The organism is Polaribacter irgensii 23-P, from assembly GCF_000153225.1.
Classification (GTDB): domain Bacteria; phylum Bacteroidota; class Bacteroidia; order Flavobacteriales; family Flavobacteriaceae; genus Polaribacter; species Polaribacter irgensii.
Genome location: NZ_CH724148.1, coordinates 766,209 through 792,233 on the forward strand (window position 1 = coordinate 766,209; position 26,025 = coordinate 792,233).

Sequence of the window (26,025 nt, forward strand, 5' to 3'; positions counted from 1 at the left end):
ACAGATTAGTAGAATCGTACCCTTCATTTATAAAACTTAAATTCTCTTCAAAACACTGGCTTATTGCGAAGTCTACCTCAAAAAATAGTGAACGCCCGAAGCTTTTAAAAATTTAAAATAGTCTCATTTATATCTTTAAAGTAATATTCACTCTTTTTTATTGTAGGAATACATTTTTATTAAAAATTATTTAAACACCTCAATGAATTGATTTATAGTAGTTTGAATATATTCACATATGTGTCCTGTTTTAAAATTTAACAAATTCAACAAAATAAAAAGAAAAATGTTGGGGGTGTTTAGAAAAATCTACGTCTTTATAAAAAACAAAAGCCTTAATTAAAAATGACCCAAGATTTTAATAAAAAAGAAAAGAATAGTTCTTTAGTCTCAAACAATTCTGAGGCTAAAACAAAACCATTTTTAAAATGGCTTGAAAAAGATAAACAAGATTTCAAAGCTGCTGTGAAAACGGACCTTTTACTCGCTATTAAATTTAAGACTTTTAACTCAGAAGAAGGCACTGATTTACTTTTTGATAAGATTAAAGCAATCAATTCTTCTAAGAATAAACGCAAAAAACTTCTTAATAATTGGCTAAAATACGCAGCCGTTTTTATCGGTTTATTACTTACAACAACCTATGCAATAAGCGAGTATAATAAAACAAAACACGCCTTCTCTGTACTCAATACCTCTGGTATCATTTTAAAAATAACTGGAGACAACAACGCACAACTAATTGAGAATGATGGGATACAAGTTATCACAAATAGAAATGGAGAAAAAATAGGAACCATTCAAAAAAATATTTTAAAGTATACTGATAATACAAACAGCGAAAATCAATTGGCATCTGAAAATACACTTACTGTGCCTTATGGAAAGACGTTTGACGTTGTCCTAAGCGATGGAACCTATGTTTATTTAAATGCTGGATCTGTACTTACCTATCCTGCTCATTTTAATGGAGCTGCTAAACGAGAGGTTTTTCTCAAAGGAGAAGGCTATTTTAAAGTGGCTAAAAATAAAAATATTCCATTTATCGTAAAAACAGAAACACTCAATACAAGAGTCTACGGAACTGAATTTAATGTATCTGCTTATAAGACGGATGCTACGACAGAAGTAGTTCTTGTGGAAGGAAGCGTAGGGGTTAAAGAAGTGAAAGAGACAAAAACATCCAATACTGAATATCTCATTATTAAACCTTCACAAAAAGCATCTAAAGGCGGGGTTTCAAACATTCTCAAGATTGAAAAAGTGAATGTCAAACCCTACATCTCTTGGAAGTCAGGTCTTTTAATATTCGACAATGAGAACATTGCTAGTATTTTTCAAAAGCTAGAACGACAATTTGATGTTGAAATAAGAAATAGCTATGCGAATCTCTACACGCACTCGTATACAGGAGTCTTTAAAACAAAAAATATAAATGAAATATTACTGACCTTAAGTAATCACACAAGCTTTTATTACACAATAAAAGGAAATAAAATTACCATTAAAAAAAAAATTGACATGTAAAAATCACTTTCAATCTCTAAAACGAATTTTTAAATTGATTAACCCTAAAACCTGAGCAAAATGAAAAAAAATCTATTCCAACAAAATGAAAAGAAATTTCGAAAAAAAATAAAAGTTTTCGTCATTGCTGCGCTACTTCTTATGGTAAACAGCTTTACTTACGGAAACGATAAGGATCAAAAAATTACATTAAAGTTAGAAAACACAACTTTAACAAAAATTTTTGAAGCCATTTCATCACAAACAGAATATAATTTTTTCTACGAACAGTCTCAAATAGATCTCAATTCGAAAGTAAGTATAGACGTAAAAGACGAGTATATTAAAGTAGCATTGTTAAAATTATTTTCAAATTTAAACTATGCCTTTAAAATTGTCTCAACACAAATAATTGTAACGAATCCAAATAATTCTTTAGCAGCTTTAAAAAAAACCAACGGCAAAGATGGAACGACAAAACAAGGTTTTAAAATTTCTGGAAAAGTATTAAATGAAAATAATCAGCCCCTTCCGGGAGCAAGCATTTTAATCAAAGGCTCTAAAAAAGGAGTGGTCTCTGATTTTGACGGTTTGTTTCAAATTACATTAGAAAATAAAACAGACATTTTAATTATATCCTACACGGGTTACAAAACACAAGAAATTCCTTTTTCTAGCGAAAATATTGTGGTTAAGCTAAATCCAGATAAGAATGTACTAAATGAAATTGTCATAGTGGTCGGATATGGAAAGTTAGCTAAAAAGAGAGTGACCGGATCTGTATCTTCAATTAGCTCAAATCAAATTGCAGCCCTTCCAGTAGTTAGTATCGAAAATGCTATTGTTGGACAAGTAGCTGGTGTTCAAGTTCAAGAAACAACAGGAGAGCCAGGAGCAAGCCCACAAATACGCATCCGTGGTACTGGTTCAATTTCTGCAGGAAATGACCCTTTATTTGTTGTTGATGGCATTCCCATTTCTAAAGGTTCCACAAGTGTAAGTGCACAAGGAGAATTATCAAGAAGAGTTGGACGCTTTCAGCAACCTTCTTCAAATCCCCTTGCTACTATAAACCCAAATGACATCGCTTCTATTGAAATACTAAAAGACGCATCCGCTGCTGCTATTTACGGTTCTAGAGGAGCAAACGGGGTGGTAATAGTAACAACCAAAAGAGGCACATCTAAAGATACAGGAGTATTTTCATTCAACTCTTTTTACGGAATACAAAATGTCACCAATAAAATTGATTTAATGAATTCTGAAGAATTGATAAGTTATGCACGTGATGCACGAAACAATAATTATCTTTCTTCAGTACCCGGCGCATCTATTAATAATCCCATAGGTCCAGGAGACAGAGGTAATACAAATTATGAATTGCCTGAATCCTACTTAAATTGGGATGGAACAGACACCGATTGGCAAGATTTAATCTTTAGAGAAGCAACCATGCGCAGTTATAACTTTTCTTATGCCTCTCCTATAAAAGAGAAAACAAGTTTTTATATTTCAGGAGGTTATTTTAATCAAGAAGGAATCATTGCAAAATCAGAATATGAGAGATTTACGTTATTAACTACAATAAATTCTGAGCTAACTGAAAAATTAAAGTTAGACTTACGATTAGCTCCTACATTAACAAATAATCAAAAGCAACCTGCAAATGCACCTTATTTTGCAAGACCTCCAGGAATCATTTATTCTGCGTTGGTTCATTCTCCAATTGTAAAGCCCTATAATTCAGAAGGAATGCCCAATCAAACCAACAATCAATCTCATCTTGGTGGAGGTACTACGACTGCAAGTAACCCCTTAGCTATTTCAGACGCCATTGACGACCAATTATTTCAATTTCAAAACCAAGCCTCTTTGGGGCTTACCTATGAAATAATTCCAGGATTGGATTTTAAAACATTTGGAGGTTCTTATATAAATATATTTAACCGTGATTTTTACCGTGCTAATTCACTGCTTTATAGAAACGCAACTAATGGCGAATCTTTCGGACAGGCGTCTGCTTCTACGAGTGTAAATTATTTATGGGAAAATACCTTAAATTATGAATTTGAAAAAGGCGATCATTATTTGAATGCAGTTACTGGATATTCTTTTCAAAAAGATAAAATAAATATTTCACAAGTTTCTGCAAATAATTTTCCAGACGACCAGGTTACAACGCTAAGTGGAGGGCAAGTATTTGCTGGAACTTCAGTTGAAGAAGAATGGTCTTTAGCTTCTGCGTTTGTAAGAGGAACTTACAGTTATAAAGATAAATACCTTTTTACAGGAACGATGAGAACTGATAAGTCGTCTCGTTTCGGCGATGACAACCAAACTGGATATTTTCCATCTTTCTCATTAGGGTGGCGCTTACACAAAGAAGGATTTATGGAAAAAATAGATGCTATCTCAGAGCTAAAGGTCCGTTTAAGTTGGGGTGAAACTGGAAATTTTGAAATTCCAAACTATGGATCTGTTGGTCTGCTAAGCCCCTCAAACTATAACTTTAACGGAAGCGAAGCAAATGGACTATTACAAACAACCATTCCAAATCCAAAACTTACTTGGGAAAAATCTGCGCAAACAAACATTGGTGTTGAGCTAGGGTTATTTAATAACCGTTTGTTCTTCATCGCAGATTACTATAAAACAATTACCTCAGATTTACTATTAAACGTAAGTTTAACAGCTGTGTCTGGTTTTAATACAGTGTTACAAAATTTAGGTGAAGTAAAAAATGAAGGATTTGAAATAGCATTGAGATCTCGAAATTTTGTGAATGAATTTTCTTGGAGTACTGACCTTAATCTTTCTGCAAATAAAAACGAAGTGATGTCTTTAAATGCTCAAAATGAACCTATAATTTCAAAAGGTGGAGCCGGCGAAAGGCATATTACTAGAGTGGGAAGTGAGATCGGTAGTTATTATGGTTATGTAGTAGACGGAATTTATCAAAATCAAACCGATATTACCAATGCACCAGTAGATACACAAGCTCCAAATCCAGCACCTGGAGACCTTAAGTTTAAAGACGTTAACGGAGATGGGCAAATTACAGCAGCAGATAGAACCGTTACAGGTAGTTATTTTCCAGACTTTACCTGGGGTATTACCAATAACTTTAGCTATAAAGGAGTAGATCTAAGCTTTATTATTCAAGGGGTTGAAGGAAATGAAATACTAAACCTTACCAGAAGACACTTAGGAAACGGAGAAGCTAACTTTAATTCTTATGCCATGTGGAACAACAGGTGGAAGTCTGAAGAAAATCCTGGGAATGGCATTATTCCTAGAGCCGACAGAGAGACTGGAAAACACGGTAATAATAACAGACCTTCCTCTTATCAAGTTGAAGACGGATCATTTATTAGACTTAGAAATATAACTTTTGGATATACTTTTCCAGAAAATAAAATTCTAAATGGACGTATAGATAAATTAAGGCTGTATATAACTGGAAACAACCTGTTTACATTCACTGATTATCTAGGGTACAATCCCGAAGTAAGCAATATCTCAGGAGGTCTAACTCCCGGTGAAGATTATGGCGCTTATCCATTAAATAAAACTATTGTATTTGGTATAAACCTTAACTTTTAATTCAAAACATTAAGTCAAATGAAAAACATAATCCTATTTATATTAACAACGATCGCGTTCACTGCGTGTAGCGACGATTATACCGACCTAGCGCCTGTATCTGAAAGGAACGAAGCTAACTTTTATACGAATGTTGAAGACTTTACTTTTGGTATTAATGCAAGCTATAGAGGTTTGCAGTCCAAAGAAGTGTATGGAAGATCTTATTGGACCATGTTTGAAATGCGAAGTGATAATACCGACCAAGGTCCGGACCAAACGGGATTAGCAAATCAATTTACTGTAATAAATACCTTTACAGAAGACGCTTTAAACGAGCAGGTAGATGCCGCTTGGAAAGGGTCTTACAGGGTAATTTCTAACTGCAACGCAATACTGGATAGAATAGATGCTGTTGAAATGGAGGATACTCTTAAAAACAGAATCATTGGAGAAGCTTTGTTTCTTAGATCTTTAATGTATTATCATCTTGCTATTGCCTATGGCAATATTCCCCTACAATTGGACGTTTTCATACCTGGTGAAAAATTAACGCAAGTAAGTCCAACTGCAGTATACACACAGATTATTACGGACCTAGTGAAAGCAGAAGGAAATCTTATTCAAGATTATGATGTATTAAATGTAGGTAGAGCAACAAAAGGCGCAGCGGCAACTTTGTTAGCGAAAGTATATTTAACTGTGGGTCAAAAAAGTGAAGCGGAGATGGTTTTAAGGCGGATCGTTTCTACCTATAATTATAGACTGCTTCCAGATTACACTTCTCTTTGGGGACACATGAATGAAAATAATGACGAGTCTATTTTTGAAGTGCAGTTCATAAGCGGGGGCATCGGACAAGGGAGTTCTTTTACAAATGACTTTTCTCCCAACGCTTTTTTACAAAATGGTCAGGGCTTTGGTAGAAATAGACCCACGGATGGAATGATAGGAGCTTATGAAGTAAACGACACTCGATTTGACATCTCTGTAGGCACTTCTTATATCAACGAAAATAATGAAACAATTACAGCAAACTATATCAAAAAGTACAGTGGTAACCCACCTGTAGAAAATGATTCCGATATTAATTTTGTGGTTTTTAGATATGCAGATGTGCTTTTAATGTTAGCAGAATCTCTTGGCGAATCCACAGAAAGCTATGGATTTATAAATCAAGTTAGAAATAGAGCGGGCTTAGCAGACATAGATGCTGCGTCTAGTGGAACATTCTTGGAAAAGCTTCTTCACGAAAGAAGAGTCGAGCTAGCTTTTGAAAACCACCGATGGGCAGACATCAAAAGATTGAACGTTGCGAAAGAAAAAGTTAATACTGCAGAGTCATTTGTACCTGAATCAGCAGTAAAAGAGCTGTTTTATATACCTCAAAGAGAAATGGATATAAACAGTAATTTTACTCAAAACAATTAATAATTTTCTCAAGATAAAACAACGGATATCATGTCAAATAAATCCCAATTAATTCTTTTATCCCATATCCTACTGCTCTGTTTTACTGGCACTTTAAAAAGTCAGAACACTAAAAAATTAAATATTATTGTTTTTGGAGCTCATCCCGATGACTGTGATAATAAATTTGGAGGCACTGCAGCACTCTTTGCTAAAATGGGACATAATGTCAAGTTTGTATCTATAACCAACGGAGATGCCGGTCATTTTGAGAAAGGCGGTGGTGCACTTGCTAAAATCAGAAGAGCTGAAGCAAACGAAGCTGCAAAACGGTTAAATATTGAATACACTGTTTTAGACAATCATGACGGAGAGCTTTTGCCTACGTTGGATATTCGGCACCAAGTAATCAGAGAAATTAGAAATTGGAACGCAGATATTGTACTTACACACAGACCTGTTGATTACCACCCAGATCACCGATATACAGGAGTTCTCGTGCAAGATGCAGCGTACTTGGTAATTGTTCCAAATGTAGTCTCTGATACGCCCCCTCTTGAGAAAAACCCAGTGTTTCTATACTTACAGGATCCTTTTCAAAAGCCGTATGCGTTTCAGCCGGAAATTACAATTGATATCTCCAGTACTTTAGACCAAAAAATGTATGGTCTAGATGCGCATGATTCGCAGTTTTACGAATGGTTACCCTGGACAGAAGGAAAATTATCTGATGTTCCAGAGGACAAATCTGAGCGTCTAGTATACCTAAAAAATAAGTGGGGTGCTAAAAGTAACATTACACCAGAAATAAGAAAATCGCTTACCAAATGGTACGGTAATGAAAAAGGAAATGCGGTCCAGTATGTGGAGTCTTTCGAAATCTGTGAATATGGAAAACAACCAACAGATGAAGAGATTCTAAAACTTTTTCCCATGCTAACTTCTAAACAATAAAAAATGAAAAAGCTAATTTTACTTGTACTCCTGATAAACACAGGAGGTTTTTTAGGCGCTCAAAATAATCAGATAAAACCTCTTAAAATTATAGCTTTTGGTGCCCACCCTGACGATTGTGATGCTAAGTTTGGAGGCACTGCAGCACTGTATGCCAAAATGGGACACAAAGTGAAGTTTGTATCTTTAACAAATGGAGATGCAGGTCACCAAAGTGAAGGTGGTGGTTTTTTAGGAAAAAGAAGAAGAGCTGAGGCTCAAAAAGCAGCAGAAATATTAAACATAACATACGATGTCCTTGACAATCACGATGGCGAATTAATACCAACCTTACATGTAAGACACCAAGTAATTCGCAAAATACGAGAATGGGATGCAGACATTGTTTTGGGTTTAAGACCCAATGATTATCACCCAGATCACAGGAATGCTGGAATTGCAGTGCAAGATGCCGCGTATTTGGTAATCGTTCCAAATGTAACGCCAGACACCCCTCCACTTAAAAAAAATCCAGTTTTTCTCTACATGAAAGATCACTTTAAGAAGCCGTATCCATTTTCTAAAGATATTGCTATTGTTATAGATGCCGTTGTTGACCAAAAAATAGCCGCATTAGCAGCCCACGACTCTCAAATGTTTGAATGGTTGCCTTGGGTTAGTGGTGTGAAAGAAAAGGAAATACCCACAAGCAAGGAAGACCGGCTCGCTTGGTTAAAGAAAAAGTACGCAAAAAAAACCATTTGGGATAAAGAAGAACTAGATGTGCTAAAGAAGTGGTACCCTAATTCAAAAAATATATTGCCAAAACACGCAGAATTCTTTGAAATTTGTGAATATGGAAAGCAACCCAATACCAAAGAAATTAAAAGACTTTTTCCAATGTTAAAGTAAAAGTATACACCCATTTTTAATCTTGTAATAGAAAAAAGCGCATGACAAAAGAGACCCCTATCCAAAAAACACCCTATTCTATTATTGCCCTAGTAATGTTGATTTTCTTTGTCATATCTTTCATTACAAATATTCTTAACTCTATAATCGTTGATGTTAAAACTAGTTTTAATTTAAGTTTAACCCTTACGGGGTTATTGCCGTTTACTTTTTTTATTGCTTACGGCGTCATGTCGATCCCTGCAGGTTTCTTATCTGAAAAATATAGCAATAAGAATTTACTATCACTCTCCTTTTTTGTGATGGTATTGGCATCCTTACTTTTTGTGATTTCTCCAGGATATATATCGTTTAGTTTTACCCTCTTTAGTTTGGGTTCCTGTATGGCTGTTTTACAAGTGGTTATCAACCCATTGCTTCGTGTTTCTGGTGGAGAAGAACATTTTGCATTTAATTCTGTATTGGCCCAACTTGTATTCGGACTGGCCTCTTTTGCAAGTCCTTTTCTATACCAAAGCCTGGTGAATACAAATCTTGAAACAAAAGGCGTTCTTGCTAGCTTCTTGACATCCCTTGTGCCTTTAGAGCTTCCTTGGGTATCCCTTTATGTGGTATTTGCATTAATCAGTTGTATTCTATTAGTAGTTGTATTCAAAACAAAATACCCGATTTTTATAAAAAACGAAAGCGAACGGGCTGGTGATGTAAGTTCATACTTGCAACTTTTAAGAAATAAATGGACTGCGCTTTATTTTATTTCAATTTTCTGCTATGTAGGAGTCGAACAAGGAATTGGAAATTGGATTTCACAATTTTTATTACAATATCACGGCTTAGATTCCAAAATATTTGGAGCGAATACAGTTGCTTATTTTTGGGCAATGCTTACGGTTGGTTGTCTACTTGGTTTACTACTCTTAAAAATAATGGACAGTCGAAAACTATTAATTATTGCAACCATTGCAACTATTTTAGCTTTGCTGTTCGCGTTAACAGGAAACGCAAATGTTGCCCTAATTTCATTTCCTTTGGTTGGCTTTTTTATCTCTGTCATGTGGTCTATCATCTTTTCATTAGCACTAAACTCTGTAAAAAAACATCACGGCTCCTTGTCAGGTATTTTATGCACTGGAATTGCCGGTGGTGCAATTGTCCCTTTTATTGTGGGATGGCTTGGCGAATTAACCTCTTTAAAAACAGGAATGCTCTTTTTGATTCTTCCATTACTATTTATATTAAGTATCGGGTTCTGGGCATCTCCCTTAATACATAATAAAACAATCAATCTAAAAAATTCACAAAAGTAACTATGGAGGGTACACTACTTGGAATCGATATTGGTGGCACAAACATTAATATTGGCCGCATAAAAAACGGTACAATTGAACAAGAGACTTTTAGAGCTGTAGATAAAAAACACTCCCAAGAAAAAATACTTTCACTGCTATTTGAAGCTATTGATGCACTTAATGATTCAAGTGTTATTGCTATAGGTATTGGGGTTCCCGGAACTGTAGATCAATTAACAGGAATTATTTACGACATACAAAATATACCTGTATGGAAAGAAATAGCATTAAAAAAAATACTAGAAAATAAGTATTCTTTGCCCGTTTCAATAAACAACGACGCCAATTGTTTTGCACTGGGAGAGAAAATATTTGGAAAAGGTAAGAACTATAAAAATTTTATTGCGCTTTCTATCGGTACGGGAATTGGAGCAGGTATCATTATTGATAATAAACTGTACAATGGACATCTTTGTGGCGCTGGAGAAATTGGAATGCTTCCCTACAAAGAGGGAATTATAGAAGATTATGCGGGAAGTTTCTTCTTTTCTAACAAACACAACACAACGGTAAAAGAGTTCAGTGAAAAAGCAACCGCAGGAGACGAAAATGCACTGCAATTATTTAATGATTTTGGGGTGCATGTTGGAGCGGCTGTAAAAGCAGTTTTATACCTATTCTCCCCAGACGCTATTATTATAGGAGGGTCTATCAGCAAGGCGTACCCCCTTTTTCAAAAATCCGTGGAACATGCGCTGCAATCCTTTGCTTATCAGAAACAAATACAAAATTTAAAAATAGAAATCTCGAATCAAAGTGGAGTTGCACTATTAGGAGCTGCATCGCTTTGTTTACAAAACCCTTAAATAATATTTCAAACCCTTTGAATGAAAATTAGAATTCTTTTAGCGCTACTATTATTCGAAATAATAGGTGCCCAAGCCAGTAATAAAAAACAAATTCCCATAACTATTGAAAATAACAAAGTCGGTGCACCAATAACAATTGGTATCCCTTTCCCAAAAGGCGAACTCTTTTCGGTGGACAACCTCCGTTTATTAAATGCTAATGGAAAAGAAATTGTTTGTCAAACAACAGAAGTAACCACCTGGGAACCTTCCGACCTCAGCATTAAATGGGTTTGGGTGTTTTTCTTCTCAGAAAAATCCTCAAGTTATATTTTAGAGTATGGAGAAAACATAGCCCCTATTCAGACAAAGGAAAGAATTATCTCTTCCAATAACATGCGCCCAAGGGGTGGAATAGATGTGAATACTGGGCCCTTATCATTTCGCCTAAATAAATTGGGTGATGGTTTTTTAGATGCCGTCTATTTAGACTTAAATAAAGATGGGCAATTTACTGACAACGAACTTATTTCATCTGCTCAAAAAAATAAAAGAGGAAGTTTTTTAGACATTATGGATGCCTCTGGAATTGACGCCTCACAGGCAACAATTGGTCAAGTTTTCAGGGAAAAAGGCTCTGGACCGTTGCATGCTATTTTTAGAATTGAAGGAACGTATTCTTACCTTCAAAAAGACAACAATGCTGCTCCTTTTGAAATAAAAATACATGCATATGCCGGAAAATCTTACATTAAAGTACTGCACACTTTAACATACACAGGGGTTCCTGATAAGCACAAAAAACAGGATGGAGAACACTATAATATTGCTACTCAAAACAAAAAAATTCTTTCTGAAGATACCGCTGACGACATAGGATGGACACAACCTAATGACCAAATATCAGGATGTGGACTAAATTTAGTATATCATTTAGATTCAACGCAAGAAGTTCTGATTCCTTTTTACGATGGAGATTGGTCACAAGTAGATTCAGAAGAACGCATCGTTAAATTTCCTGCATCGGCAATAGACAAAACAACACTACTTCAAACTGGACCTCAGCAAAATAATCCAGATGCAGTTTCTTCTCCAACTAAAAAAATTAAAGGTTTTGACGCAAAAGCATACCAAAATAAAATAGTCATCGAGAATACTGAGAAAGCAAAAGGATGGATAGATCTCTCAGATAGCACAAAAGGAATTGCAATAGGTATCAAGAATTTTTATCAGGAATATCCAAAAGCATTAGAAGTGGATCCAAAAACAAAAACCCTCAACAGTTATATTTGGCCCGCAGCTGTAGATCCTATGAGTTTCGAAAGAAAAGACACCAAGATAGACGGTGGCATGTTGGGTAATTTTGCCCAGGGAATCGCAAAAACTACTGAGTTTATTTACTATTTCCATGAGACAACTACGAGTGGCAATATAAATAATATTATGGATTATTCATTAAAACCAGCAGTTGCCCACGCCTCTTCTGAATGGTACACCGGTTCTAAAGTTTACGGAAATATGGCACCCTTTTCTTTGGAACATCCAGAATATGAAAATGCACTACAATACAAGTACGATTGGTGGATGTACAATCAAAATTGGGATGCCTGGTATGGAATGTTTAATCATGGCGACGGAAAAGCGTATTACAACAAAGGAAAATGGAAAATGTGGAATAATAATGAGCCCACCATAGACTTTATGCTCTGGACGAATTTTATGAGAACTGGGAAGGCGAAATACTACTATGCCGCACAGAATATGAGCAAACACACCATGGACGTAGATAATATTCATTGGCCAAAAAAACGTAAATTCCTTGGAGATATCAATGATGCCGTTGACTGGTGGAACTTTAAAGAAGAAACAGCATCCACCCCATATCTGGGAATAGGAAGAAGACACGGAGATGAACATTGGTCTGCTCTTTTAAGTGCGCATGTGTGGATACAAGGTTGGATTGCATCCTATTACATTACAGGGGATACAAGAGCCCTAGAAGTTGCAAAAATGACAGGAGACACGTATATAAATAAAATTTGGGGAGACCACGGCTTGCGCGGTAGAAGACTTTATTTATCAATTCTAAATTTGGTTGAACTTTATGACGCTACCAAACAAAAAAAATATAAAAAGGAACTCGATGAAAGGGTTGAATTACTACTTTCTCTCCAAAAAGAACAAGGCGGAAACCTTATTCTAGATCGATTTGGATACAGCCAAAACTACGTTGCGCAGGGATTGTATAAATATTGGCAGCTATCTGGTGATGATAGAATTAAAAAAGCACTGGTAGACCACGCACGATGGGTGAAACAAGTCCCTCCACTAAATCACGAAATGGAATCTTATCTAGCGACCATATACCCTTTAATTCTAGGCTATGAATTCACTGGTAATAAAATGTACTTAGAGGAAGCTATTGAAAGGTCTAAAGTGTTGCAAGTTGATTCTTTAAACTACAACTTCACGAATCAAGAGGAATACAGTCAAGCTCTAAAAAAGGTTTCAAAATTGCCGATAGGTAGAGATGGAGAAAGAACTATCTGGAAAATAGACAATGGTTTAAGAGCTTTTGGATGGACCCACGCGTATAATATCCCATATCTTCTGTACTACCTAAATCAAGAAAAAAAATAAATATGCAAACATATAAAGAAGGTCACGATCAAATTAAATTTTCTCAGCCAGGGGCTTTTGAAAATACAAGGTTTGAAAAGGTTCACAACGAAATTTTTAAAAACGCTGCCGATGCATCTATAATTATAGCGCAAGAAATTGCATACCTCATAATGTCTAAGCAGAAAAAAAACAAAAATTGTGTGCTTGGTTTGGCAACTGGGTCTTCTCCTATAAAAGTATATGAAGAACTGGTAAGAATGCATCGAGAAGATGGATTAAGCTTTAGCAATGTTATTACCTTCAACTTAGATGAGTATTACCCAATGTCTAAAGAAAATAACCAAAGTTATTATTATTTTATGCATGAACACTTGTTCAATCATATCGATATTTTACCAGAGAATATTCACATTCCTGACGGAACAGTTCGTTTTGATTCCTTAAATCAATACTGCATTGATTATGAAATGACGATTAAAAATAAAGGTGGCCTTGATTTTCAATTGTTGGGAATTGGACGCACGGGGCACGTAGGTTTTAACGAACCAGGCTCTCACGTCAATTCACAAACGCGAATTATCACCCTTGACCACATCACAAGATTGGATGCTTCGTCAGACTTTAATGGAATTAATAATGTCCCTAAAAGAGCCATCACAATGGGGGTTTCAACAATTCTGCGTTCAAAACGAGTTGTACTCGCTGCCTGGAAACAAAATAAGGCAGAAATTATAGAAAGAACCATTCAAGGATTGATAAGCTCTGAAATTCCTGCAACGTTCTTGCAAAATCACACCAATGTAACTTTTGTATTAGATCAATCTGCAGCCTCTGAACTCACTCGTTTCAAAACACCTTGGTTGGTAGATAAATGCCTTTGGACACCCGAATTAAAAAGCAAAGCAATCGTTTGGTTGTGTGAAAAGACAAAACAGTCGATTTTAAAATTAACAGATCGTGATTATAACAATAACGGCATGTCAGATTTATTAGCGCAAGAGGGCTCTGCCTATGACATGAATATTAGCATGTTCAATGTTTTGCAACGAACCATAACGGGATGGCCAGGAGGAAAACCAAATACAGACGATTCGCACCGGCCAGAAAGAGCAAGCCCATCCAAAAAAAGAATTATTCTTTTTAGTCCACACCCAGATGATGACGTAATTTCAATGGGTGGAACTTTGTCAAAATTAATAAAACAAGGGCACGATGTACATGTCGTATATCAAACATCTGGAAACATTGCCGTTACAGACGATGAAGCATTAAAGTTTGCCGAAGTTAGCAACGATTTTTTATTAGATTCCTCGCAAACAGATTTTACAGACGTCATCCATTTCTTAAACAACAAATCAGAAAATCAAATTGACTCTTTAGCAGTTCGAAAATTGAAAGGATTGATCAGAAGACGAGAATCATACGCAGCAGTCCGATACATTGGTTTAAAAGATAAAAATGTACACTTTTTAGATTTGCCTTTTTATGAAACGGGACAAGTCAAAAAGAATCCAATAGGTCAAAATGATATCGAAATAATTAAAGATATTATTGCTTTAATTAAACCGCATCAGATTTTTGCCGCTGGAGATATGACAGATCCGCACGGAACTCATGAAGTCTGCTTGAATGCTGTTATGACTGCAATAAAAGCCTTAAAACCCCGTAAATTTATGGACAACTGTTGGTTATGGCTGTACAGTGGTGCTTGGCATGATTGGGATATTAATTCAATAAATATGGCAGTACCGCTGAGCCCCAGCGAAGTTATTTTAAAACGTCAGGCTATTTTATACCACCAATCTCAAAAAGACAAAGTAATGTTTCAAGGAGATGATTCTAGAGAATTTTGGTTGAGAGTTGAAGAGAGAAATAGAAAAACGGCTGTGCATTATAACTTGCTAGGACTCACAGAATACGAAGCCATTGAAAGCTTTAAAAAAGTACAGATTTAAATTTTAACTATTTTTTTATAAAATTGAATAGTATTCATTTATTGAGCAAACATAGCTATTGAAGATAACTTTAAACCCAATTACAGATTGACAAACGCACCTAAAAAAAATCATATCCATATTCCCCTAATTATCTCAGGAATTGTCATTTTCTTTGGAATCATTTTCGGTGTAGACCTGTATCCAGGAAAACCAGAAATAACATATACATTTGCTATTGCAATATTAATGGCTTTTTGGTGGGTGAGTGAAGCGTTACCTATTGGGGTTACCTCATTTCTACCTTTAATATTATTTCCTCTTTTAGGTGTTTTAAACGGTCGCACAGTCGCTGATGCTTATATCAACGATGTTATCTTTTTATTTATTGGAGGTTTTTTAATGGCCTTGGCCATGGAAAAATGGGACCTACATAAAAGAATCGCCTTAAAAGTTCTCTCTATTGTCGGAGGGAGTCCTTTTATGATTTTATTTGGTTTTATGCTGTCCTCCGCATTTTTATCGATGTGGATGTCGAATACAGCAACAACGATGATGATGTTGCCAATTGCTTTCTCTGTATCAAACGCACTTGAAGAGGTTCACGGACCAGGTAAGATAAAAGAATTCCTTGCTGGATTACTACTTTCAGTTGCATACGCATGTTCAATTGGTGGCATTGCTACGTTAGTGGGTACACCTCCAAACTTATCGTTTCTTAGGCTATTTTCAATTTTATACCCTGAAGGACCCTCCATCTCTTTTGGACAATGGATCGCTTTCGCTTTTCCAATAACCATCGTAATGTTTTTATTCACCTTATTTGTAATTTATAAAATCTATAAACCAAAAGAAAAAATTGAAAAACTTGACAAATCGTTTTTTAATGATCAATACCTGGCCTTGGGGAGAACAAGCTCTGAAGAAAGAAAAGTATTTGTTTTGTTTATAGCGTTGGTCTTATTGTGGGTTTTTCGATCCAATATAAACTTGGGTTTTATTACTATTCCAGGATGGAGTTCATTATTTAGTACTCCCAATTTTATAACAGACGGGACTGTTTCTATATTGATTGCTATTTTATTATTTATGATCCCTTCCTCTAAAAAAAAGGAAGCCTTACTGACTTGGGAGATTACAAAAAAAATACCTTGGAATATCGTGTTTTTGTTTGGAGGTGGTTTTGCGCTTGCAAAGGGGTTTGTAGACTCTGGCTTGTCTAATTATGCTGGTAGTCTGCTCTCAGGAGCCAGTAACTTTTCTCCAACACTATTGATAGGAACATTAACGGGGTTGATGTCAATGCTGACTGAATTTACATCGAATACTGCTACTACAGAAATGATTTTACCAGTGATTAGTGGTTTGGCAAATGAAATAGGCGTAAATCCATTGCTAATTATGATTCCTGTAACACTGGCTGCCTCCCTGGCATTCATGTTGCCCATTGCAACTCCTCCGAACGCGATCGCATTTAGTACAGGGAAGTTGACAATAGCTCAAATGATTAAAACTGGGTTAGTAATCAATATATTTGCGATTATTGTCATCTTATTTTTTACCATCACCTGGGGTACTATAATTTTCAATATTGACCCCGCGGTATTTCCAGAATGGGCTCAAAAAGCAGTGAACCCTGGTTCATAAAAAACAATCCTTTTTTAAAACCTGTATTTTTAGGTATTCTTTACTGAACGTTAAATAGTTCAAATTTGTTTACTAAAAATGGCCTAGATTGGATTATTTTTTAGGGGCATAATCAAAAAAACCTTACAAAACCATCAAATTACAGCCTCTAATATCTGAATTATCAAAACGACCAAGCACTTCAAACGTCTCATTTTCGTGTACTTTTCCTAAATCTTGAGATGCAATAAAAGAGCAAGAATTATAATTTGCCAAATCAATGATGTTTATTCCACCGTTCTTCTCCAAAGAATTAATTGTCAAGGCGTCTTCCGTATCTCTTGTTAAAATTTTCATCCAAGGAGGCGTTTCAAAAACACCTTTTCCTTTTGAATATCCCTGACTTAACAACTCTGTCATTCCATATTCTGAATGAATTTCCGAAACTCCAAACCCCGTCTGTAAAATGCTGTGTAATTCTTCTCGTATCAACTCTTTTCTTCTTCCCTTCATACCACCTGTTTCCATGATTGTGGTATTTTTTAAGTTGAATGGCTGTAGCTCTATCAAATCTAACAAGGCAAAAGAAACGCCAATTAACAGCGTTTTCTGTCCACTTTTATCTAATGCAACAAGCTTCTTGGCCAACTCCTGAAGATTATCAAGATAAAATCCACTTTCAGGATTTTTAGTTTTCTCTATTAAATCAGCCACCATAAAAACCAAAGAAGAACCATTTCGCTCTAAATAATTAGGCAAAAGGGCGAGCACAGTATACTCTTCAATATTGCCATAAAAATGGGCAAAACCTTTTAAATAACTTTCTTTGTATAGGTTTATATCTGTCACTAAATGGCTGCTTGTAAGGCCTCCTGTAGTCCCAGAACTCGTAAAAGTTTCTTGAACATCATCTAGAGAAGAGAGCACTTTTCTACTTTTAAAAAACTGAATAGGTAAAAAAGGAATTTCTTCAATTTTAGAAACATCTGAAGGATGTATGTACAGCAAATCACAAAAAGAGCGATACACTCTGTTATTTTTAAACTGATGTTTAAAAACCGCTAGTGCTACTTCTGTAAATTGATACTCGTTTTGTATGTTGAAAATTCTGTTTTGCATATGGCTTCACAAAAATAAGACTTCTCAGCGCACTCTTTTACCCTTTTAAAATAAAATATCCATAAAAAAATGTTACTCTTTATAAATTTTGAGAACCAATTCTCCTTTATCATTCATAGAAGCCCGATACATTCCTGCAGTATTAAATTCAAAAGACATATTTCCGTTTTTATCTAAAGCAACAACACCTCCGGTGCCCCCAAGTTTTGTTAATTTATTTTGAATGACATCTTTTGTAGCTTCTTTTAATGTTTTTTGCTGATACTCCATTTGTGCAGAAATATCGTAAGCCACTTGACTTCTTATAAAATACTCGCCCCAACCAGTAGAAGAAACTCCGCAAGTTTTATTATTTGCATAGGTTCCTGAACCAATAATTGGCGCATCTCCAATTCTTCCCCAGCGCTTATTTGTCATTCCTCCTGTAGACGTCCCAGCAGCAATATTTCCAGCCTTATCTAATGCAACACATCCCACGGTGCCAAACTTTGAGTTTTTTATATCGGCATCGTAAAATGCAGCTTTGGGATCGTCGTGATCTAAAGCTGTTTTTGCCCTATCTTTTATCCTTTGCAAAGACTTAAAACGCTTTTCCGTATAGAAATAACTAGGAGCTACAATTTCCAATCCTTTTTCTTTCGCAAATTGCGACGCACCGTTTCCTGAAAGCATCACATGCTCAGAATCTGTCATGATCTTAACCGCCAAAGCAATGGGACTTTTCACATTCATTACACCCGCTACTGCTCCGGCATTTAAAGTCTTACCCTCCATGAAAGAAGCATCTAATTCATTGGTTTCTTCGTGCGTAAAAACAGCACCTTTCCCAGCATTGAACAAAGGTGAATCTTCCATCACTTGAATCGTCTTAACAACAGCTTCTTGACTACTACCTCCGTCTCTAAGAATGGTATACCCGGTTCGAATTGCCTGTTCTAATTTCTTTTGGTATGCTTTCTCCATTTCATCAGACATATTTTCTTTTAAAATAGTTCCTGCCCCCCCATGTAGTATAATTGCAAATTCATTTTGTTTCTTTTCAACATCAGTCTCTATCGATACGGATACCGAATTATTTTGACATCCAAAACCAAAACTTAGTAAGAGCACTGTAAATAATAATTTTCTCATAGTAATTTGTTTAAAATCAAACAATAATATGTTTTTTGTTTAATTTATTTGTTCGTAAAATATTTCGTAATTTCGAGGAACTAATTTAAACAACTTAAACGGAACTGCGAAATGACAGATTTTGGAATAAAAGAAGCCCTAAAGCAATTAGGTGTAAAAGAAATTAATAACGGAACTGCTACGGGGTCTGATAATTTTTCTAACGGAGCGCTTATAGAAAGTTACTCTCCTGTTGATGGAAAACTCATTGGAAAAGTAAAAGCAACTTCCAAAGAAGACTATGAAAAGGTAATGGAAACTGCTGGCGAAGCTTATTTGTCTTTCAGAAACATGCCAGCTCCGCAGCGAGGAGAAATTGTACGTCAATTTGGTAATAAATTAAGAGAGCTAAAAGAGCCCTTAGGAAAATTAATTTCCTATGAAATGGGAAAATCTTTGCAAGAAGGTTACGGTGAGGTCCAGGAAATGATTGACATCTGTGATTTTGCTGTCGGTTTATCAAGACAATTAAACGGTCAAACCATGCCATCTGAGCGTCCAGGACATGTTATGCGGGAGCAGTGGCACCCAATTGGTGTTGTTGGCATAATTTCTGCATTTAACTTCCCCGTTGCTGTATGGGCGTGGAATACATCTTTAGCATGGATTTGTGGTGATGTTTGTGTTTGGAAAGGTTCTGAGAAAGTACCACTATGCTCAATTGCTTGTCAGAATATTATTGCTGGGGTCCTCAAAGAAAACAATTTACCTGAAGGAATCTCTTCTATTATCAATGGTGACCATACCGTTGGTGAAATGATGACGAAAGATACGAGAATGCCATTAGTATCTGCAACTGGCTCTACAAATATGGGAAGAATTGTTGGCGCAACTGTTGCGCAGCGCTTTGGAAAATCTTTGTTAGAGTTAGGTGGAAACAATGCCATTATTATTACCCCAACTGCAGATTTGAAAGTCGTGGTTCCCGGCGCAGTATTTGGAGCTGTAGGAACCTGCGGACAGCGTTGTACTTCAACCCGAAGACTAATCATTCATGAATCCGTTTACGATAAAGTTAGAGATGCCATAGTGGGTGCTTACCAACAATTAACTATTGGAAACCCGCTAGATGAAAAGAATCACATCGGACCCTTAATTGACCAAGATTCTGTAAACACCTATTTAGCTGCAATTGCAAAAGCAAAAGCAGAAGGTGGAAAGATGTTAGTGGAAGGCGGCGTTCTTACAGGTGAAGGCTACGAATCTGGATGTTATGTGAAACCGGCAATTATAGAAGCAGACAATCACTTTGAAATTGTACAACACGAAACTTTCGCTCCAATTTTATATTTAATGAAATATTCTGGTGAAGTAGAAAACGCAATCCTACAACAAAACGGCGTTGCACAGGGGTTGTCTTCTGCAATTATGACCAACGAGCTTAAAGAAGCTGAGAAATTTTTATCTTATGCTGGTTCAGATTGTGGAATCGCAAACGTAAATATTGGAACTTCTGGTGCAGAAATCGGAGGTGCCTTTGGAGGTGAAAAAGAAACTGGTGGTGGACGTGAGTCTGGTTCTGATGCTTGGAAAGTATACATGCGTAGACAGACAAACACGATTAATTATTCTGATGAATTGCCTTTAGCGCAAGGCATTAAATTTGATCTATAAAATAATAACATAGTAATAAAAAACCCAACTCAATTGAGTTGGGTTTTTTTTATGATCTAAGTTCAAAGACTGACTCGTCTTTCAACATTCAGCTGATATTAAATTTAACTTCACAAACGCTACGTTTAATTTTTAAGTGCCTCTGCTGCTGATAAATTTAACTTCACAAACGCTACGTTTAATTTTTAAGTGCCTCTGCACCACCAACAATTTCTAAAATTTCATTGGTAATTGATGCTTGACGTGCCTTATTGTATGTTAACAGTAAATCATCTCTTAAATCTGTTGCGTTGTCTGTTGCCTTGTGCATTGCTGTCATTCTTGCTCCGTGCTCTGAAGCAAAACTATCTCTTAACGCCTTGAACAACTGATTCTTTAAAGACTTAGGAATCAGAGCCTCAACAATTTCTTCTTTCGAAGGCTCAAAAATATAATCCGCCTTTACTGCACTTGCACCTTCTAATTCTACTGGCTTGATTGGTAAAAACTGTTCTACCTGCGGAATTTGGGTTGCTGCATTTTTGAACTGATTGTACACAATTTCAATTTTATCGTAGCTACCGTTTGCATACAATTCCATTAACTCTTCTGCAACTACTGCTACATTTTCAAAAGTTAAATCATCGAAAATATCGTTTCTATTACCTATAACACTGTGTGCTTTCGACAAAACATCGCCCCCTTTTTTACCAATAGCAAGGATGTCTACCGATATCTTGTTGTATTTCTCGCCAATTGTTCTAACAACAGTCTTGGTAATAGAAGAATTAAATCCACCACACAAACCTCGATTTGATGTGATTGCTACTACTAAAACCTTTGAAACTTCTCTTTCTGTTGCGTATGCTCCACTCGCATCACTCTCTAAAGTTGCACTTAAATTTTGCAACAGTTCAGTTAGCTTCAATGAATACGGTCTCATTGCCGTAATTACATCTTGTGCTTTTTTCAACTTCGCAGCAGAAACCATTTTCATAGCAGATGTAATCTGCATTGTTGATTTAATAGAGGTAATTCTATTGCGTATTTCTTTTAAGTTTGCCATATGTACGTAACTAGTTGTCCATAATTAAATAGTGGTAGCGCTACAAATAACGCTACCAATACCTAACTTCTAATTATAATTTTTAGAAATGTCTTTCGCTGCTGCTTCTAACACAGCAATTGCTTCTGGTGTTAACTTTCCAGATTTTAATACATCTAAAGTATCTCTATGTTTTGCATTTAAATATTCGATATATTCCTTCTCGAATTTCTTCACTTGATTTACTGGAACTTCTTTCAACAAGTTTTTAGAACCTGCATAGATAATTGCAATTTGATCTTCCACTGAGAAAGGATCATTCTGCGCTTGTTTCAAAATTTCAACATTTCGCTGTCCTTTTGAAATTACACTCATGGTAGCTGCATCTAAATCGGAACCAAACTTAGCAAACGCTTCTAATTCGCGATACTGAGCTTGATCTAATTTTAAAGTACCAGATACTTTTTTCATTGCTTTAATCTGAGCATTACCTCCAACACGCGATACCGAAATACCTACGTTAATTGCTGGACGAACACCTGAGTTAAACAAATCTCCATCTAAGAAAATTTGACCATCTGTAATTGAAATTACATTTGTTGGAATATATGCAGAAACATCTCCTGCTTGTGTTTCAATAATTGGCAATGCTGTTAAAGAACCTCCACCTTTTACGATTCCTCTCAAAGAATTGGGTAAATCATTCATTTCACCTGCAATTTTATCATCATTAATAACTTTTGCAGCTCTTTCTAATAATCTTGAGTGTAGGTAAAAAACATCCCCTGGATACGCTTCACGTCCTGGAGGTCTTCTTAACAATAAAGAAATTTCACGATACGCAACAGCTTGCTTCGATAAATCGTCATAAATAATCAAAGCAGGTCTCCCTGAATCTCTAAAATACTCTCCAATTGCAGCTCCCGCAAAAGGCGCATATACTTGCATTGCTGCAGGATCAGATGCATTTGCTGCCACAATTGTGGTGTATGCCATTGCCCCTTTTTCTTCTAACATATTTGCAATTGCTGCAACAGTAGAAGCCTTTTGACCAATTGCTACATAGATACAATATACTGGTTGACCAGCATCAAAAAATTCTTTTTGATTTAAGATCGTATCTAAAGCCACTGTAGATTTTCCGGTTTGACGATCTCCAATGATTAATTCACGTTGCCCTCTTCCCACAGGAATCATGGCATCAATAGACTTGATACCCGTTTGTAGTGGCTCGGTTACTGGCTCTCTGTAAATTACACCTGGAGCTCTTCGCTCTAGAGGCATTTCATACGTTTTCCCTTCGATAGGTCCTTTACCGTCAATCGGGTTTCCTAAAGTATCTACAACACGTCCTACAATTCCTTCACCCGTTTTTAGGGAAGCAATTCTCTCTGTACGTTTTACAATAGAACCTTCTCTAATTGCAGTAGAAGCACCTAATAATACAACACCTACATTGTCCTCTTCTAAGTTCAATACAATCCCTTCTAATCCGTCTTCGAATTCTACGAGTTCACCGTATTGAACATTAGATAGACCGTAAACACGTGCGATACCATCACCTACTTGTAAAACAGTACCTACTTCATTTAAAGTAGCTTTTGTTTCAAAATTTGTTAACTGTTGTTTTAAAATTGCTGATACTTCAGCTGGTTTAATACTTGCCATCTTTTTAAAATTTGCTTTGGGGTTTCACTCTGAGAAATGCGCAGATTGCACAGCACTAAAAGCTTATAACCACTTATATTTTTGGAACATATTGACTGTTGTCAAACTCCCTTCTTAACTCGTTTAAATGATTTGAGATACTTGCATCGTATTGCACGTCTCCTACACGCAGAATAAAACCTCCTAAGATTGCAGGATTTACAACATTCTCTATATTTGCTTTTTTCCCTGTTAAACTTATAATTTTTTCTAAAACCAGTTTCTCTACTTCTTCTGTTAATGCAACTGCAGTGGTTACCATGGCAACTTGCATATGCATTAAATGATCAAAAATAAGCGTGTACTTCTTTGCAATAGAATTTAACATTGCAATTCTCTTATTCTCCCTTAATAAATGAAACAAACCCAAAGTTACATTATTTACTTTGCCTTCAAACAATGCATTCAATACATTGATTTTATCAGATGCTTTTACAATAGGACTTTTTAGCATTACGGCTAAATCTCTATTCTCTTCAATCGTAGCAGATATTAATGACATATCGTCATTTACTGCTATTTCTGACTTTTCATCTTTAGCAAGGTTTAAGATTGCTTTCGCATATCGTATTGCTGCTCTTGCGTCTTTCATTTATTCTTAATTTAAAGTCACATCATTTAAGAGCTCTTCAACCAACGCTAACTGCTCTTTTTTATTGGATAATTCTTTTTTAATAACGGTCTCGGCAATTCCGATAGACAACTCGGCAACACTTTTCTTGATTTCTGCCAAAGCAGCTTGCTTCTCTTGATTAATTACTAACTGTGCCTTTTCAATCAAACCTGAAGTCACCTCTTTTGCATCCTCTTTCGCTGTTGCAATTAAAACATCACTAATGCTTCTTGCCTCTTTCATAATTTCCTCTCTTTCTGCCCTTGCTTCTTTTATTAATCTTTCGTTATCTGCTTGCAAGTTTTGCATTTCTTTACGTGCATTTTCTGCTGCAGCTAAGGCTTCTTCGATACCCGTTTCTCTTTCTTCTAAAGAGTTTAAAATTGGTTTCCAAGCAAATTTTTTCATCAAAAATAATAAAATTATTAAGATGACAATCTGCATAACGAACAACCCTGGTGAAAAATCGTTTAATAAAGTTTCCATTCTGTAAACTAGTTATATTATTTTTTGTTTAATTTAAAAGAACCCTCTTTAGCATTCTTTTATCCCGAAAAATTCGGAAGTAATTTCTGTAACATAGCAATTAAAAACACTTTCTGCAACCAACCGTTGCAGAAAAATGTTCTTGTTTTTTAGGAAGACTATTTCCCTAAGATTAATGCACCAAATGCTAATCCTTCTAATAAGGCACCAATGATGATCATTGCAGTTTGAATTTTACCAGCTGCCTCAGGTTGACGTGCAATACCTTCCATTGCTTTACCCCCAATTTGACCTAATCCAATTCCTCCTCCGATTACGATTAATCCTGCTCCAATTAAATTGTACATACTAAATGATTTTTAAATAAATATTAATTAAACAAATTCTAATTCTCCTTTTTACTTGGCTTTCACCAAGGTTTTCTAGTGATGCTCGTGCTCTTCCACGGCCATACCAATAAATAATGACGACAACATCGTAAAAATAAATGCTTGTAAAAACGCCACTAAAATTTCAATAACCATAATAAATAGTGCCAACACTAAAGACATGCCTGTAGACGCTACTGGCCCAAATGCTTCTTTCATTGTAACCATTAATGCAATTAAACTCATTACCACAAAATGCCCTGCTGTGATATTTGCAAATAAACGCACTAGTAATGAGAAAGGCTTGATTAAAACAAAACCTGCCAATTCTATTACTGCTAATACTGGTCTTAATATATAAGGAACTCCTGGCATCCATAAAGTATGTGCCCAGAAATCTTTACTTCCATTCGTCATATAAATGACCATTGTAAACAAGGCTAAACAAACGGTTACAGCTATTTGACCAGTAACGTTAAATCCCAACGGTGTTAATCCCAATAAGTTCAAGATCCAAATAAAGAAAAATACAGTCAACAAAAATCCCATGAACTTTTTGTATTTCTTCTCACCTATATTTGGCCGCGCTATTTCGTCTCTAACGTAAATTACCAAAGGTTCTAAAACCCTTCCAAATCCCCGTGGTACTTCTCTTGATTTATATTGCCTTGCTAATCTAGAGAATCCAAACAACATTAAAAACCCTGCAAACAAAATGCCTACAACACTTTTTGTAATTGATAAATCTAACGGTTTTTGTGCATTTGTTGCGTGCTCGCTTTTGTCAAAAGAAACGGCAACGGCTCCTTTTTCTATTTCATAGATTTTGCTGTGAATCTTCGCAAATTTCAACCCTTTCTTTTCCACAAGTACGTGTCCATCGTCATTATGATGAAATTCTGAAGACATAAAAGCAACCAAACCTTCACTTGACCATAAAATTACTGGCAACGGAAAACCGAAATGCTTTCTTTCTCCTGCATCTGTAGAATAGGAGAAAAGCGTGAAATCGTGGGAATCCTTTAGGTGATGTTTGATGTAAGCTTTTACTTCTGCCTGTGTATTTACTTGACCACCATCGCTTTGAGGCTGGCCTTTTTCGCCTGCTTCTGATGCAAAAGTTGTACTTGTAATAATGGCTATTACTGCTATTGTAAGAAACTTGATTGTTTTTTGTGCAACCTTCATTGTAAAAATACGCTTTCTAAATTCGGCGCAAAGATACGTAATAATTCAAAATTATAAACTTTTTTAAAAAAAAT

19 protein-coding genes are annotated in these 26,025 nt (G+C 35.8%); 11 read left to right on the forward strand and 8 right to left on the reverse strand.

From position 1 onward, the window contains the following. Positions 1-345 precede the first annotated feature (345 nt). The 10 genes from PI23P_RS03400 (at position 346) to PI23P_RS03445 (ending at position 16,683) form a co-directional block, all read left to right on the forward strand. Positions 346-1,527, forward strand: coding sequence for a FecR family protein (locus PI23P_RS03400; protein WP_004569334.1), 1,182 nt, complete (start codon positions 346-348; stop codon positions 1,525-1,527). Positions 1,528-1,587: 60 nt separating this feature from the next. Beyond that, the gene (locus PI23P_RS03405; RefSeq protein WP_004569335.1) at positions 1,588-5,109 is read left to right on the forward strand and encodes a TonB-dependent receptor; all 3,522 of its coding nucleotides are present in this window, start codon (positions 1,588-1,590) and stop codon (positions 5,107-5,109) included. 18 nt (positions 5,110-5,127) lie between these two features. Continuing rightward, positions 5,128-6,519 (forward strand): RagB/SusD family nutrient uptake outer membrane protein, encoded by a 1,392-nt coding sequence (locus PI23P_RS03410; RefSeq protein ID WP_004569336.1) that lies wholly within the window; start codon positions 5,128-5,130, stop codon positions 6,517-6,519. Between the two features lie 30 nt (positions 6,520-6,549). After that, on the forward strand, positions 6,550-7,452 hold the full coding sequence (locus PI23P_RS03415) for a PIG-L deacetylase family protein (RefSeq protein WP_004569337.1): 903 nt from the start codon (positions 6,550-6,552) through the stop codon (positions 7,450-7,452). Between the two features lie 3 nt (positions 7,453-7,455). Then, positions 7,456-8,343 carry a PIG-L deacetylase family protein gene (locus PI23P_RS03420; RefSeq protein WP_004569338.1) on the forward strand — a complete coding sequence of 296 codons (888 nt, stop codon included), beginning with the start codon at positions 7,456-7,458 and terminating at the stop codon, positions 8,341-8,343. Between the two features lie 41 nt (positions 8,344-8,384). After that, entirely contained in the window at positions 8,385-9,650 is a 1,266-nt protein-coding gene (locus tag PI23P_RS03425) for an MFS transporter (RefSeq protein ID WP_004569339.1), read from the forward strand. Positions 9,651-9,652: 2 nt separating this feature from the next. Next, positions 9,653-10,498, forward strand: coding sequence for an ROK family protein (locus tag PI23P_RS03430; RefSeq protein ID WP_004569340.1), 846 nt, complete (start codon positions 9,653-9,655; stop codon positions 10,496-10,498). A gap of 21 nt (positions 10,499-10,519) precedes the next feature. Then, positions 10,520-13,120, forward strand: a complete 2,601-nt coding sequence (locus PI23P_RS03435) for an exo-rhamnogalacturonan lyase family protein (RefSeq protein WP_004569341.1) — start codon at positions 10,520-10,522, stop codon at positions 13,118-13,120. A 2-nt stretch (positions 13,121-13,122) separates the two neighbouring features. Beyond that, a complete protein-coding gene (nagB, locus tag PI23P_RS03440; protein WP_004569342.1) occupies positions 13,123-15,057 on the forward strand; it encodes a glucosamine-6-phosphate deaminase in 1,935 nt (644 codons plus the stop codon). Between the two features lie 87 nt (positions 15,058-15,144). Beyond that, entirely contained in the window at positions 15,145-16,683 is a 1,539-nt protein-coding gene (locus tag PI23P_RS03445; protein ID WP_004569343.1) for an SLC13 family permease, read from the forward strand. Positions 16,684-16,806: 123 nt separating this feature from the next. On the opposite strand, the gene PI23P_RS03450 is transcribed toward PI23P_RS03445, so the two are convergent. Further along, entirely contained in the window at positions 16,807-17,781 is a 975-nt protein-coding gene (locus PI23P_RS03450) for a LuxE/PaaK family acyltransferase (protein WP_004569344.1), read from the reverse strand. A 72-nt stretch (positions 17,782-17,853) separates the two neighbouring features. Next, complete coding sequence (locus PI23P_RS03455) at positions 17,854-18,912, reverse strand: isoaspartyl peptidase/L-asparaginase family protein (RefSeq protein WP_004569345.1); 1,059 nt, start codon at positions 18,910-18,912, stop codon at positions 17,854-17,856. 111 nt (positions 18,913-19,023) lie between these two features. Between PI23P_RS03455 and amaB the strand changes: the two genes are divergently transcribed. After that, entirely contained in the window at positions 19,024-20,565 is a 1,542-nt protein-coding gene (amaB, locus tag PI23P_RS03460) for an L-piperidine-6-carboxylate dehydrogenase (RefSeq protein WP_004569346.1), read from the forward strand. 178 nt (positions 20,566-20,743) lie between these two features. Here amaB and atpG read toward each other — a convergent pair whose 3' ends face one another. The 6 genes from atpG to atpB form a co-directional block, all read right to left on the reverse strand. Next, entirely contained in the window at positions 20,744-21,610 is an 867-nt protein-coding gene (gene atpG / locus PI23P_RS03465; protein WP_004569347.1) for an ATP synthase F1 subunit gamma, read from the reverse strand. Positions 21,611-21,679: 69 nt separating this feature from the next. Then, positions 21,680-23,257, reverse strand: a complete 1,578-nt coding sequence (gene atpA / locus PI23P_RS03470; protein WP_004569348.1) for a F0F1 ATP synthase subunit alpha — start codon at positions 23,255-23,257, stop codon at positions 21,680-21,682. 73 nt (positions 23,258-23,330) lie between these two features. Then, positions 23,331-23,888: an ATP synthase F1 subunit delta gene (gene atpH, locus PI23P_RS03475; RefSeq protein ID WP_004569349.1), complete on the reverse strand. Its 558-nt coding sequence runs from the start codon at positions 23,886-23,888 to the stop codon at positions 23,331-23,333. Positions 23,889-23,894: 6 nt separating this feature from the next. After that, positions 23,895-24,395: a F0F1 ATP synthase subunit B gene (locus tag PI23P_RS03480; RefSeq protein WP_004569350.1), complete on the reverse strand. Its 501-nt coding sequence runs from the start codon at positions 24,393-24,395 to the stop codon at positions 23,895-23,897. A 158-nt stretch (positions 24,396-24,553) separates the two neighbouring features. After that, positions 24,554-24,742: an ATP synthase F0 subunit C gene (gene atpE, locus PI23P_RS03485; protein ID WP_004569351.1), complete on the reverse strand. Its 189-nt coding sequence runs from the start codon at positions 24,740-24,742 to the stop codon at positions 24,554-24,556. Positions 24,743-24,817: 75 nt separating this feature from the next. Further along, positions 24,818-25,951 (reverse strand): F0F1 ATP synthase subunit A, encoded by a 1,134-nt coding sequence (gene atpB, locus PI23P_RS03490; RefSeq protein ID WP_004569352.1) that lies wholly within the window; start codon positions 25,949-25,951, stop codon positions 24,818-24,820. Between the last annotated feature and the right edge of the window lie 74 nt (positions 25,952-26,025).

What these genes read in the sequence shown, in the direction of transcription:
- PI23P_RS03410 (WP_004569336.1), top strand. Translation starts at nt 5,128, where the DNA reads ATGAAAAACATAATCCTATTTATATTAACAACGATCGCGTTCACTGCG.
- PI23P_RS03430 (WP_004569340.1), top strand. Translation starts at nt 9,653, where the DNA reads ATGGAGGGTACACTACTTGGAATCGATATTGGTGGCACAAACATTAAT.
- PI23P_RS03415 (WP_004569337.1), top strand. Translation starts at nt 6,550, where the DNA reads ATGTCAAATAAATCCCAATTAATTCTTTTATCCCATATCCTACTGCTC.
- PI23P_RS03480 (WP_004569350.1), bottom strand. Translation starts at nt 24,395, where the DNA reads ATGGAAACTTTATTAAACGATTTTTCACCAGGGTTGTTCGTTATGCAG.
- PI23P_RS03425 (WP_004569339.1), top strand. Translation starts at nt 8,385, where the DNA reads ATGACAAAAGAGACCCCTATCCAAAAAACACCCTATTCTATTATTGCC.
- atpB (WP_004569352.1), bottom strand. Translation starts at nt 25,951, where the DNA reads ATGAAGGTTGCACAAAAAACAATCAAGTTTCTTACAATAGCAGTAATA.
- atpG (WP_004569347.1), bottom strand. Translation starts at nt 21,610, where the DNA reads ATGGCAAACTTAAAAGAAATACGCAATAGAATTACCTCTATTAAATCA.
- PI23P_RS03405 (WP_004569335.1), top strand. Translation starts at nt 1,588, where the DNA reads ATGAAAAAAAATCTATTCCAACAAAATGAAAAGAAATTTCGAAAAAAA.
- atpE (WP_004569351.1), bottom strand. Translation starts at nt 24,742, where the DNA reads ATGTACAATTTAATTGGAGCAGGATTAATCGTAATCGGAGGAGGAATT.
- PI23P_RS03420 (WP_004569338.1), top strand. Translation starts at nt 7,456, where the DNA reads ATGAAAAAGCTAATTTTACTTGTACTCCTGATAAACACAGGAGGTTTT.
- PI23P_RS03455 (WP_004569345.1), bottom strand. Translation starts at nt 18,912, where the DNA reads ATGAGAAAATTATTATTTACAGTGCTCTTACTAAGTTTTGGTTTTGGA.
- amaB (WP_004569346.1), top strand. Translation starts at nt 19,024, where the DNA reads ATGACAGATTTTGGAATAAAAGAAGCCCTAAAGCAATTAGGTGTAAAA.
- PI23P_RS03400 (WP_004569334.1), top strand. Translation starts at nt 346, where the DNA reads ATGACCCAAGATTTTAATAAAAAAGAAAAGAATAGTTCTTTAGTCTCA.
- nagB (WP_004569342.1), top strand. Translation starts at nt 13,123, where the DNA reads ATGCAAACATATAAAGAAGGTCACGATCAAATTAAATTTTCTCAGCCA.
- PI23P_RS03435 (WP_004569341.1), top strand. Translation starts at nt 10,520, where the DNA reads ATGAAAATTAGAATTCTTTTAGCGCTACTATTATTCGAAATAATAGGT.
- atpH (WP_004569349.1), bottom strand. Translation starts at nt 23,888, where the DNA reads ATGAAAGACGCAAGAGCAGCAATACGATATGCGAAAGCAATCTTAAAC.
- atpA (WP_004569348.1), bottom strand. Translation starts at nt 23,257, where the DNA reads ATGGCAAGTATTAAACCAGCTGAAGTATCAGCAATTTTAAAACAACAG.
- PI23P_RS03450 (WP_004569344.1), bottom strand. Translation starts at nt 17,781, where the DNA reads ATGCAAAACAGAATTTTCAACATACAAAACGAGTATCAATTTACAGAA.